The sequence below is a fragment of the Flagellimonas onchidii genome (genome assembly GCF_004804315.1).
GTDB lineage: Bacteria > Bacteroidota > Bacteroidia > Flavobacteriales > Flavobacteriaceae > Flagellimonas > Flagellimonas onchidii.
In genome coordinates this window covers 98,939-111,551 of record NZ_SRXX01000006.1, presented here as the reverse complement: position 1 = coordinate 111,551, position 12,613 = coordinate 98,939, and the positions used below count along the sequence as shown (strand labels likewise).

Sequence of the window (12,613 nt, the reverse complement as noted above, 5' to 3'; positions counted from 1 at the left end):
GGAAACTGCGAAAAAAGGAGAGTTTGTCTTAATTGCAACCTTTAAAGCAGAAGCATTTTTACTTTATTCCGTAATTTTATGGTTTAACGAGAATCGGCCCAAGGGCATTTATGACACAGACTTCCAAAAATATTGCCATCATCGGTTCGGGATTGGTGGGCTCACTTTTAGCAATCTATTTAAAGAAAAAAGGACACAAGGTTACTGTTTTTGACCGCAGACCTGATATCCGAACGGTAGAATTTTCTGGGCGCTCCATCAACTTGGCAATGAGCAATAGAGGGTGGCGCTCGCTCAGAAAAGTTGGATTGGAAGAGCGAATCAAGGAAATTGCTATTCCTCTGGACAAAAGAGCAATGCACGTGAACGAAAAACCGGTCTACTTTCAAAAATACGGTAAAGAGGGAGAAGCAATTTGGTCTATTTCAAGAGGGGTTTTAAATAGAAAGATGATAGACTTGGCCGAAAAAGCGGGAGCCGAGTTCAAATTCAACGAAAAAGTTTGGGATATCGACCTGCCCGAAGCCAAGTTGTACACGGGAGCGTCCGAAAAGAGTGAGTGGAAAGCGTATCAATACGATTTAATTTTTGGCTGCGACGGGGCTTTTTCACGAGTACGGCATAAAATGCAACGCCGAAGTCGATTCGATTACTCGCAGCAATTCATTAATGTGGGGTACAAAGAACTTACTATTCCCCCTAATGCGGATGGAACCCATAAGTTGGATAAACATTCTTTTCATATTTGGCCCAGGGGGAAATTTATGCTTATTGCCATGCCCAATTTGGGTGGAAGCTTTACCTGTACTCTATTTTTACCTTTTGAGGGACCTGTGTCTTTTGAAAACATTGCCACAGAAAAGGAGGCCAAGACTTTTTTTAAAGCCTATTTTCCAAATGTTCAGAAGGAAATCGAAAACCTTACTAGCGATTTTTTCAAGAACCCTACAAGCGCAATGGTCACCATGAAGTGCTACCCATGGACTTATTGGAATAAAGTGGCTTTGGTTGGTGACTCCGCCCATGCAATTGTTCCCTTCTATGGGCAGGGCATGAATGCTGGTTTTGAAGATATTTTTGTGTTGAACGAGCTTATGGAAACCTATGGAGACAATTGGGATACCATTTTTGACGAATACCAAAAACAACGCAAGCCCAACGCAGATGCCATTGCTGAATTGAGCTACCGGAACTTTGTGGAAATGAGCAGTAAAACGGCCGACCAAATGTTTTTGCTACAGAAAAAAATAGAAAAAAGATTTTCGACAAAACATCCGGACAAATGGATTCCAGTATATAGTAGGGTCACGTTTTCGGATAAACCTTATTCGGAAGCATTGGCAATAGGGGATAGGCAGGAAAAGATTATGCAAGAAATCATGAAACTTCCGAACATAGAAAATGTTTGGGATTCTCAGGAAGTTGAAGATAAAATAGTATCACTTCTATAAAATGTAAAAGCGGCCCAACGGGCCGCTTTTGGTATTCTGGGCAATAAAGATTTAAACAGAGATGGCTAAATTCTCCGATTGTTGGACGGTATCTCTTCTATTGCCCAAAAAGTAGGTGATAAACAATAACGCCAAACAAACCACTGCGGGGGCACCATTACCGTATTTAGAAACATAATGGGCGATAATTGCAAACACCAAGTTTAAAATAAACCCCCCATAAGCCCATTCCAGCAACCTTTTACTTTTGTTGTAAATGATTAGGGAGAGCCCTAAAAATTGGGCAATGGCCAGTGGTTTTACCAAATGTTCAGGGTAACCAAGTTTGGCGTATTCCTGTACCATAGCTTCGTAAAAAAACAAATGCTTGTAAAGTGAGGTCAAAATCATTAATGAGAATAACCCCAAAAAGATGTAATAAGTAGTGTAGTTTTTTTTCATGGCGCTAGTATTTAAGATTTGTTGTCTTCAATCTAGCCAAATAAATGTGGATATTCCTCTGTGAATTGGCAGATGAACATTCCCTATCGACCAAATACGGGTTTATAAAGCCAAGTGATAAGAATTCTTCCCAACTTGCTGCGGGCTTTTGTTGAAATTTCACCGAAACCCTTCACTTCTTGTCCTTCATCAAAACCCGAAGCTTTAGCGTGGGATTTACCGATAGTCCGAAGCCTTCTACTCTTCACTTGTAGTCCGAGGCCTTTCGGCCGTCGTAGCCAAGCTACTTTGGCGAAGAAGGCTGGCGAAGGACCGTTCCCCAAATTACCCCATCCGTCAACCCAAACGGGGCATCCGTCAATTGGGAGGGATGGGCCATACATTGGCAGGCTAACTTAGCGGTATTCACTTAAATACTAAATACCATGAGAAATAAGCTAAAATTGCGCCATCGAGCGCCATCGAGCGCCATCGAGCGCCATCGAGCGCCATCGAGCGCCATCGAGCGCCATCGAGCGCCATCGAGCGCCATCGAGCGTAAAACCCTGAAAAGATCTTTATTGCTGGCCCTATTGCTCATCGGGGCCATATCCTGTAGCAAAAAAGAAGACCCTGTCCCACCAACGAACAGCGAACCCAAGATTGACCAGAGCACACTGATTTTTGACACCAATGAGAACATACCGGACACCGATGTGATTGGAACATTGAAAGCGACCGATGCGGACGGTGATGAACTAAAGTTCAGTATGGTCGCCAACAGCGAGGATTTGTTCGAGGTTGTCAAGACCAACGAGGGCGGTGCCATAAGCCTTGCGGCAGGCAAGAGCTTCGACATCCACGAAGAGTCCAAGACATTTGAGATCACCATTGGGGTGAGCGATGACAACAACCCTACGGTCAATGCCCAGGTGACCATTAATGTGGGCAATGTGAACAAGGCCCCAGAGATAACGGCGGACCAAGTGTTCGAGGTGGCCGAGAACGTGGAAGGCGCCGAGGTTGGAACAGTAGATGCGACCGATCCTGATGGCGACACACTTGAATTTGAGATTGTGACCGATATCACCGACCCTGCAAACGGCCTTTTTGTGATTGATAAGGCAACAGGGATATTGAGCTTGGACGAGGGTAAAACACTCGATTTTGAGGGCACTCCGTCCTATATATTGACCGTAATCGTAACGGATGGAGCTGCTACCACCGAAGCCGAGATCACCATAAATGTGGTCGATGACGGTGTACTTGCAGAAAGCCCCGACTCCTTCGTAACTACATGGACGACTGATGGACAAGGGGTGGAGATCCAACTGAACTCCGAAATATCCGACAACAATTTGGAAGGACTTACTTTTGATTATGTGATCGATTGGGGAGACGGTTCCGAAGTTGAAGAATTGACCACTGCTAAACCTATCCATGTTTATGAAGAACCCGGGGCCTATACCGTGGCCATCACAGGACAGTTCCCTGCGCTCAGGGTGTCGGGGTATGAAGACTATTTTACCAGTATGGAGCAATGGGGTAACATTCAATGGAGGGTTCTAGAAAAAGCATTTGTACTTACTAGTATGGATTACAATGCAACGGACAGTCCTGACCTGTCAATGGTTAAAGATATAAGCAGTATGTTCTCGACAAGTAGCGTCAATTTTAAAACGAGCATTGCAAACTGGGATGTTTCCAAAATAGAAGACATGAATAGTATGTTTTACTTAAATGAAGGGTTCAACGATGATATCAGTGGCTGGGATGTGTCCAGTGTGATTTACATGAATTCTATGTTCCATTCAACCACAGTATTTAACCAACCTATTGGAGCATGGGGAGAAAAAACATCCAATGTGATTGATATGAGCAGTATGTTCAAAGATGCCAAAGCCTTTGACCAAAACTTGGGAGGTTGGGACATTAGCAGTGCTCAATTCATGGAAAATATGTTGGACAATCCAGGATTATCAAGGGACAATTATGGTGCAACTTTATTGGGTTGGGCAACCATGGAGGTTCAGCTCAATGTGACACTTGGTGCTGCTGGACTGGACTATTGCAACAATAATCCGGATATTTTAGCTGCCCGTGAAACATTATCGAACAACAATTGGACTTTTATAGGGGATTTAGGAGTTTTTTGCATAGGTTTTTAAAAACTAAAAAACGTAAACAATAAATGGGAGGGTTTGTTTTAGGCCCTCCTTTTTTCTTTGTGTGGTCATTGGTGCCATACATGTCATTCCCACGAAAGTGGGAATCCACATGAAGGCTAAGATTCTTCACATTCGTTCGGAATAACCTTGTCGATTTTTCGTCATTTCGAAGAAGTGTAACGACTGAGAAATCTCTCTTGTTGGTTCTACGCCATCCCACATTTGATGCAGAAAGAGCTCCTTTCCCTTTTAGGGAAAGGTGTCCCGCACTACGGGACGGAAAGGGTCAAACCATCTTCACTTCCGACTGTGCTTACGCTAAAGCTTCAGCGACACGCGTACGCTCAGTGTGACATTACTCAGTATGATAGGGAAGGAACAAAAAAGTATTCGTGTCAATTGGCGAAATTCGAGAAATTCGTGTCAAAAAAACATTAGATTCCTGTTTTGCGCCACTGCAAGCCATCTTCGCCAAAGCAGCAAGGCTGCGACGGCTGAAAAGCTTTGGCGGCACGCGGTCGCATGAATGACAAAAACCTCAGGAATACATTAACAACATAAAAAAGCCACCTAAAAAGGTGGCTTGTATTTTCAAAACATATTGTTGCTTAAATCTTTGAAAACAGTTTTTGCATTTTGTCTTGTTCTTCCTCGGCAAGAAGTGGATCAACCAAAATTCGACCACTGTGTTCATCGGTAATGATTTTTTTACGCGAGGCAATCTCAACCTGCACCTGAGGCGGAATGGTAAAGAAAGAACCCCCAGAAGCACCACGCTCTACCGGAACAACGGCCAAACCGTTTTTAACATTATGTCTAATGCGTTTATAGGCTTGGACTAGGCGTTCTTCGATTTTGTCCTCAAACTCTTCGGATTTCTTCAAAAGGGCTTTTTCCTCTTTTTCAGTTTCGGCAAGAATAGCATCCAATTCACCTTTTTTGTGCTTCAAATGCCCTTCGCGCTCAGATAGTTTTTCCTTGGTTTCGGAAACCACCTCTTTCTTTTGCTCTATTTGGGCCTTAAATTCCTTGATGTTCTTTTCGGCCAATTGTATTTCAAGCTCTTGAAACTCAATTTCCTTACTTAAAGAGTTAAATTCACGGCTGTTTCGTACATTTTTTTGCTGCTCGGCATATTTTTTCATCAATGCCTTAGACTCTTCGATCAGGTTCTTTTTTGCAGCAATTTCAAAATTTACCGTTTCAACATCGGTTTTCAATTTGTCCATACGGGTCTTAAGACCAAGTACTTCATCTTCCAAATCTTGCACTTCCAACGGTAGTTCGCCTCTTACATTGCGTATTTCATCAACCCTGGAATCAATTAACTGAAGATCATATAGAGCCCTTAGTTTTTCTTCCACGGTGTTTTCTTTCTTGTTCGCCATAAATTTTATAAATACTTAATGGGATTTGTTATGCTTTCGGATAACGCGACTGCAAAATTAGGAATTTTTTTGATAAGATAATCAACCAATAAGTCTTTTGTAAACTGCTCTGTTTCAAAGTGCCCGATATCGGCAATGACCAATTGCCCTTCGGCCTGATAAAACTCGTGGTATTTTATGTCCGAAGTGATGAAAATATCGGCTTTGGCTTTTTTGGCGGCCGAGATGGCAAAAGCACCACTGCCTCCTAAAACAGCTACTTTTTTAACCTTTTTATCTAACAGTTTTGAATGGCGCACGACCGAGGCATTCATTCGTTTTTTTACCAATTTTAAAAAGGCTTCTTCTTCCATTCCATTTTCTAACGAACCAATCATGCCCATTCCAATATCTTGGTTGGTGTTTTCCAAGGTTATAATTTCATAAGCGACTTCTTCGTAAGGATGGCTTTCAAAAAGGGCATTAAGAACATTTCGTTCTTTTTCAAATGAAAATATCATGTTGATTTGCATTTCTTTTTCTAAATGAACTTTACCGATTTCGCCCAAAGTGGGATTTGTCCCTTCAGTAGGTTTAAAACTGCCCTGCCCTTCTGTGCTAAAACTACAGTTGTTATATTTTCCAATTTCACCGGCCCCAACTTTGAACAAAGCCGCTTTAACGGCCTCAACCGATGCGGTGGGAGCATAGGTCGTTAGTTTTTTAATGGTTCCCGACTTGGGAATTAGAATTTTTGGGGCCTTTAATCCCAAAACCTCACAGATTTTGGCATTTACACCGAGATGTGAATTGTCTAGTGCGGTATGCATGCTATAGATGGCAATATTGTTGGAGATGGCCTTCATTACAACACGTTCTACATAGCTGCCGCCGGTAAACTTTTTGATTCCCTTAAAAATTATGGGATGAAAACTAACAATTAGATTGTGGCCTTTGGTAATGGCTTCATCGACAACATTTTCCAAAGTGTCCAAAGTGACCAAAACACCAGTAACTTCCATATGGTTATTACCGACCAATAGGCCAACATTGTCAAAATCTTCTGCATAGGGTAGTGGTGCAAGTTCTTCCAGTATGTTTGTGATATCCTTTACGGTCATTTTATCTTTCTTGATAGGGCTAAAGATAAAATATTATATTTTCGCTCTATGCTGGCATTGCTCCGTAAAATTGCTTTCCCGTTTTCCCTAATCTATGGCTTGGTGGTTTTCCTTAGAAATAGATTGTTTGATATTGGTTTTCTCAGCTCCAAATCATACAATACCCCGACCATTTGCGTTGGCAATTTAAGTGTTGGAGGTACGGGAAAAACCCCAATGATTGAATATTTGGTAAGAGTATTTGAAGGTCGCAAAGTTGCGGTGTTGAGCAGGGGCTATAAAAGAAAATCCAAGGGATTTGTTTTGGCCACCTCGGAAAGCACCATGAAAGATTTGGGGGACGAGCCATACCAGCTTCATAAAAAATTTCCAAATGTGACGGTTGCTGTTGATTCTGATAGACGCAATGGAATCCAAAAATTGGAAAGTTTAATAAAGCCAGATGTAATTCTATTGGATGATGCTTTTCAACACAGGAAGGTAAAACCAAGTTTTTCCATTTTGTTGACGGCTTGCGACAACCTTTTTGTCAAAGATTGGTACTTGCCTACGGGAAACCTCAGGGATAGTAAGAGAGAGGCAAGACGTGCCGATTTGATTATAGTGACCAAATGCCCCAAACTTCTTTCCAAAGAAGAAAAAGAAGCCATTTCAGGAAAGATTAAGCCAAAATTCCATCAAAAAGTGCTGTTTTCCGCTTTAAAATATGATGAATCTGTAAAGAATAGTTCAGGGGACAAGGTTGAGCTTAACGAGCTTAAAGGTAAAAAAATGGCTTTGGTCACGGGAATAGCCAACCCTGAACCCTTAGTCTCATATTTAGACTTCGTTGGCCTTGATTTTAAACATTTTGAATTTGGCGACCATCATTATTTTACGAATACCGAAATAGAACGGTTTACAAATTTTGAAGTGGTTCTCACTACGGAAAAAGATTTCGGGAGATTGCAGGGTAGGGTAGAAAACCTGTATTATTTGGAGGTTTCACATGATTTTGATAGTGAAGACTTAAAATCTTTAAGGGAGGCGGTTGTTCGTCAGTTCTAAACCAAGCCCTCTTCTTTTTTCCGAAAAATGTTTTCCCCTATTTTTTGATAGAACACCTCGGGTTTAAATGGTTTGGTGACCACATCGTTGCATCCCGCTTCGTAGAAACTGTCCAAACTATCGTCCAACGAAATGGCGGTTAAGGCAATAATGGGGATTTCTTGATCAAACTTACGAATTTGACGGGTGGCTTCCTCTCCACTGATACCAGGCATATGAATGTCCATAAGAATGGCATTATAGGTATTTGATTTGGCTAGGTCGATTGCTTCGTTTCCATTATTGGCTATATCGCAGGTAATTTCTTTTTTGGTGAGCATTTTTTTGGTAATGACCTGATTGATTTTGTTGTCCTCGACTACCAATAGGTGTAATCCTTTAAAGTTAAATTCTTCGGACGCCAACTCAAATGAAACTTCTTGAAGTGCTTTTGTATCACATTTTAAATCCATTTCAAAGAAGAAAGAGCTTCCTTCCCCAAGTTCACTTTCCAGATGAATTTTGCTATCAAATAGACCCAGCAAACTTTTTACAATGGTAAGTCCAAGGCCCGTACCACCATATTCCCGGTTGATTTGTATGGAGCCCTGTTCAAAACTGTCAAAAATGTGTTTTTGTTGTTCCTCGGAGATTCCTATTCCGCTGTCTTTTACCTCAAAGTAGAGTTTAACGTTTTCTTCATCTTTTCTGAGCATTTTGGCGATTACCTCAACCTTGCCATCCTTTGTAAACTTAAGGGCGTTCCCTACAAGATTCATAAAGACCTGCGATAGTTTTATGGGGTCTCCAAGCAATTGAAGCGGTATTTTGGAATCGTAATCCAAAATAAGTTTGGTGTTCTTTTCGTTGGCATTCTGCTGCAAGGAGTCCACAACATCTTTTAGAACTTTTTGGAGCTTGAATTCGATGTTCAGGGGTTCCAGTTTGTCAGCATCAATTTTATTGATTTGAAGGATATCATTGATGAAGTTAAGCAGGTAATCTCCGGAAAACTTCAGAGACTTTAGATGCTCTTTCTGATGTTCTGCCGGATTTTCTTCCAACAAGAGGTGCGTAAGCCCCGTTACGGCATATAAAGGCGTTCTCAATTCATGGGTTACCGTAGACAAAAAGTTGGTTTTTGCTTCCATGGCAGAAACCGCAGAATCCCTGGCAAGCTCCAATTCCTTGTTTTTGGTGTATAAAAGGTCGTTGGTCTTAAGTTTTATTTGGTTGTTTCTGAATAAAGAAACTGCCAAAAGAGAGATAATGGTCAAAAAGGCAGAGGTCAGTATCAATGTAATCTCCGAACGACTTTTGGACTCTCTAGCCTCGTCTCTTTCCGCAGTAGTTTTGACCAGCTCACTATTTAAATGCTTAAATCTAATATCATCACCTGTTTCGGCCTCCAATTTTGCTTTTTCAACATTGAAAATAGAATCCCTGACCTGTATCAAGGCCTTTGAGTAAACTAAAGACTCATGAAAATCGCCGCTTTTTTCATAGATGAGTGCCAAGCGTTCGTTGGCTGTTTTGATATCCTTGGAGAAATCATGTTTTTGTGCCAGTTCAAGAGCTGCTTTGGAATGAATGATTCCTTCTTCCAAATCGTTGAGTTCAAGGCTTATGCTTGCAAGTTGCAAATTAGCCTTGGTGGCAAGAAAAGCCCTTTCTTTATCGTCTGAATTTACTATTAGGGCATGGAGATTTTTGATGGCATCATCATACCGTTCGATATTGGTGAAGATATAAGCCTCCAAAAGCAAAATGTTATTGCCCAGGTTTCTATTGTTGCTCAGCTTTCTAGACTCTTCTAAAAGCTTTAAGGATTGGAAGTTGTTGCCCTCATCAAATCGAAGAGCGGCTTCCAAATAATTATGAACGGCCTGTCCGTAAGAGTAAGTGGGTTCTTTTAAAAGGATGTTGGCTCTGTCTAAATAAAATAGGGCTGTTTCCCTGTCTCCTTCTTCCAAAAAAATACGAGCATATTCGTGAAAGGTGTCCAACAGAAGTTTAGAATCTTCATTGTTCTCGGCAATTTCCGCGGCCTTATCAAGTATTTCAAGCGCTTTGTCAATTTTGTTTTGATGCCGATATCTGGTAAAGGTGTCAAAAACAGCTTGGGTTTTTGAAGCGGCATCATCCTTGTTTTGACCAAAAGACCACTGTGCGCACAGAAGAATGCACATAACCATCCACCTTGCTTTGCAAAGATGATTATATATTGAGCTAGACGTCAAACGTAGTTTTTCTTAATAAACAAAGCTATTAAATCAATAATTCTCGAGCAATATCCAGTTTCATTGTCGTACCATCCGATTATTTTCACCATTTTTCCAATAACGGAGGTCATCAAAGAATCAAACGTACAAGAATAGCAACTATTGTTTATATCAATAGAAACTATAGGGTCTTTTGTATAGTAAAGTACATTTTTTAATTCATTTTTGGCGTAATCTTCAAAAGCCTGGTTTATTTCAGCGATGGAGGTCTCTTTTTTTACATTAAACGTGATATCGGTCAACGATCCATTTGGCACGGGAACACGTATCCCACAACCACCAATTACGTCTGATAATTCAGGAAAGATTTTGGTTAGTGCTTTTGCTGCTCCAGTGGTGGTAGGAATGATAGATTGACCTGCCGCGCGCGACCTTCTTAAATCGCGATGGGGTCGGTCGTGCAAACTTTGGTCCGAGGTGTAAGAATGTACCGTGGTAATGTAGGCCTGCTCAATTCCACATGTCTCATTAATTACCTTGATCATTGGAGCCGCATTGTTTGTTGTGCATGAGGCATTTGATACGATATGGTCATTAGGACCAATTGAGGTCTCATTGACTCCCATAACCACCATTTTGATGGAATCATCTGCTGGGGGAACAGAAAGGATAACTTTTTTGGCCCCATTTTTAATATGAAAAGACAAAGATTCCGAGTCTTTAAATTTTCCCGACGCCTCAACAACCATATCAACATTTTGGGCCCGCCAATCAATATCCTTGGGATGGGAGTGGTTGAAAACGGCAATTTTTTGACCATCAACCATAATCCCTAGGTCATTGGAATCCACGTTACAGTTAAAGGTTCCGTGAATACTGTCATACTTCAAAAGGTGGGCGAGAGTTTTGGCATCCGTTAGGTCGTTTATTGCGGTTACCTTTATTTGCGGGTGACCTTGAAGAAGTCTAAAAAGAGTTCTTCCAATACGTCCAAAGCCATTTATACCAATATTGAGCTGTTTCATGAAAGAAGTTGTAGGGTGGGATTAATCGATATGTTTGTGGGCCTTGTAGGAAGAACGTACCAATGCACCACTTTCTACATGCCTGAAACCCATTTCCAAACCGATTTCTTCATATTTTTTGAACTGTTCAGGCAAAATGAACTCCTTGACGGGCAAATGTTTTTTTGATGGTTGCAAATATTGCCCAATAGTCACCACGTCCACATCAACATTTCTTAAATCTTGCATGGTTTGGATAACTTCTTCCTCCATTTCACCCAAACCTAGCATGATGCCAGATTTGGTTCTATTGGCCCCATTTTTCTTTAAATAATCCAAAACGGCCAAACTTCTTTCATATTTGGCTTGTATTCGCACTTCGCGGGTAAGGCGTTTTACGGTTTCCATATTGTGAGAAATCACTTCAGGAGCAGCTTCCAGAATCCTATCTAAATGAGTTTCAATTCCTTGAAAATCAGGTATTAATGTTTCTAAAGTGGTTTCGGGGTTCATTCTCCGGATTGCCTTAACAGTTTCGGACCAGATAATGGAGCCCATATCTTTAAGGTCGTCCCTGTCCACAGAGGTCACCACAGCATGTTTAATGCTCATAATCTTTATTGATCTAGCCACTTTTTCCGGCTCGGCCCAATCCACACTTTCGGGACGGCCTGTTTTTACACCACAAAAACCACAAGAACGGGTACAGATATTACCCAATATCATAAAAGTTGCTGTTCCTTCTCCCCAACATTCACCCATATTTGGGCAGCTTCCGGAGGTACAGATGGTATGTAGGTCGTACTTATCAACCAGTCCACGGAGCTGGGTGTATTTTTTTCCCGTAGGAAGTTTTACCCTCAACCATTTTGGTTTTCCTTTTGGTGGTAGGACGTTGTCAACTGTGGTTGTGCCCATAGCAAAAATTTAGGGTACAAAGATACGAAACTGGTTAGGAAACCCCTGTTTACTTTTTGGTAATGATTTCGGCCAGCAGCTTTTTGGCACGAAGCAATTTTACTTTGATATTATTGACAGGTTCATTCAGTTGTTGGGCTATTTCGGCATAACTTAATTCGTTGAAATAACGAAGGTTGATAACCTTTTGATAGTGCGGTTTCAATTTTTTGATGTCCTGCAGTAAATTCGCCAGATTTTGTTCTATAATCAATTGATCCTCTGCAGAAGGGGTTTCATCCAAAACTTTTTTTACCGCATCTCCATGCGATTCCATTTCATCCAAAAGGCTTCTTTTTCTTTTACGGATAAGGTCTACATGAAGGTTTTTGGATATGGTGATGAGCCAGGTTTTGAATTCATATGATTCATCGTATGAGGCTATCTTGTCAAAAGCATTGGAAAAAGTTCTGATAGTAATGTCTTCGGCATCGTTTTCATTTTTTGTGCGTGCCATTTGAAATGCATAGACATCGTTCCAAAAAGTATCCAAGAGGATGCTAAAGGCTATTTGATTTCCATCTTTCGCCTTTTTGATGTTTTCTTGAATAGATTGTTCAGCTTTTAGCAAAAATCTGATTTTGTGGGATGTTCAAATATGAATTATCTAAAATCTGGGACAGAATCCTTTTTACATTCTTGTTCGCTGGGCAGTTTTCCACAAAAACCGCAAGCTTCACCTTCTTTGTTCAGGTATGGATTTTGACTTGCACATGTTCCAGCAAACTTACCATCTTTTTTGGACCAAATTTTAATAGCTATTCCTGCAAATGCAAGCCCTAAAAGACCAATAGTCAACAATGCTAACTTCATATCCCAAATTTTGGGCAAAGGTACAAAATAGCTTCCTAAAGCTGCTGAAGTTTTACAATACTTT

Annotated in this window: 11 protein-coding genes; 3 read left to right on the top strand and 8 right to left on the bottom strand. The window is 41.0% G+C overall.

The window, feature by feature from the left end; genetic code table 11:
- The first annotated feature begins 110 nt into the window (after nt 1–110).
- Nucleotides 111–1,451 (top strand): FAD-dependent oxidoreductase, encoded by a 1,341-nt coding sequence (locus tag E4661_RS08205; RefSeq protein WP_136466350.1) that lies wholly within the window; start codon nt 111–113, stop codon nt 1,449–1,451.
- Nucleotides 1,452–1,502: 51 nt separating this feature from the next.
- Here E4661_RS08205 and E4661_RS08200 read toward each other — a convergent pair whose 3' ends face one another.
- A complete protein-coding gene (locus tag E4661_RS08200; protein WP_136466349.1) occupies nt 1,503–1,892 on the bottom strand; it encodes a DoxX family protein in 390 nt (129 codons plus the stop codon).
- Between the two features lie 425 nt (nt 1,893–2,317).
- Here E4661_RS08200 and E4661_RS08195 point away from each other — a divergent pair, with 425 nt between their 5' ends.
- Entirely contained in the window at nt 2,318–4,039 is a 1,722-nt protein-coding gene (locus E4661_RS08195) for a BspA family leucine-rich repeat surface protein (protein WP_136466348.1), read from the top strand.
- Between the two features lie 608 nt (nt 4,040–4,647).
- On the opposite strand, the gene E4661_RS08190 is transcribed toward E4661_RS08195, so the two are convergent.
- Nucleotides 4,648–5,427, bottom strand: coding sequence for a zinc ribbon domain-containing protein (locus tag E4661_RS08190; RefSeq protein WP_136466347.1), 780 nt, complete (start codon nt 5,425–5,427; stop codon nt 4,648–4,650).
- 5 nt (nt 5,428–5,432) lie between these two features.
- A complete protein-coding gene (locus E4661_RS08185) occupies nt 5,433–6,527 on the bottom strand; it encodes a Nif3-like dinuclear metal center hexameric protein (RefSeq protein WP_136466346.1) in 1,095 nt (364 codons plus the stop codon).
- Between the two features lie 48 nt (nt 6,528–6,575).
- Between E4661_RS08185 and lpxK the strand changes: the two genes are divergently transcribed.
- Nucleotides 6,576–7,574, top strand: coding sequence for a tetraacyldisaccharide 4'-kinase (gene lpxK, locus E4661_RS08180; RefSeq protein WP_136466345.1), 999 nt, complete (start codon nt 6,576–6,578; stop codon nt 7,572–7,574).
- Here the strand turns inward: lpxK and E4661_RS08175 are convergent.
- Genes E4661_RS08175 through E4661_RS08155 form a run of 5 tightly spaced genes read right to left on the bottom strand, consistent with a single transcriptional unit; the run spans nt 7,571 to nt 12,549 of the window.
- A complete protein-coding gene (locus E4661_RS08175; RefSeq protein ID WP_240751432.1) occupies nt 7,571–9,742 on the bottom strand; it encodes a tetratricopeptide repeat-containing hybrid sensor histidine kinase/response regulator in 2,172 nt (723 codons plus the stop codon). The two genes, lpxK and E4661_RS08175, sit on opposite strands and share 4 nt — an antisense overlap.
- Nucleotides 9,743–9,789: 47 nt before the next feature.
- Entirely contained in the window at nt 9,790–10,800 is a 1,011-nt protein-coding gene (gap, locus tag E4661_RS08170; protein ID WP_136466343.1) for a type I glyceraldehyde-3-phosphate dehydrogenase, read from the bottom strand.
- Nucleotides 10,801–10,821: 21 nt separating this feature from the next.
- The gene (gene lipA / locus E4661_RS08165) at nt 10,822–11,697 is read right to left on the bottom strand and encodes a lipoyl synthase (protein ID WP_136466342.1); all 876 of its coding nucleotides are present in this window, start codon (nt 11,695–11,697) and stop codon (nt 10,822–10,824) included.
- A 49-nt stretch (nt 11,698–11,746) separates the two neighbouring features.
- Nucleotides 11,747–12,307, bottom strand: coding sequence for an RNA polymerase sigma factor (locus tag E4661_RS08160; protein WP_136466341.1), 561 nt, complete (start codon nt 12,305–12,307; stop codon nt 11,747–11,749).
- Nucleotides 12,308–12,339: 32 nt separating this feature from the next.
- Nucleotides 12,340–12,549 carry a membrane or secreted protein gene (locus E4661_RS08155; protein WP_136466340.1) on the bottom strand — a complete coding sequence of 70 codons (210 nt, stop codon included), beginning with the start codon at nt 12,547–12,549 and terminating at the stop codon, nt 12,340–12,342.
- Nucleotides 12,550–12,613: the final 64 nt, after the last annotated feature.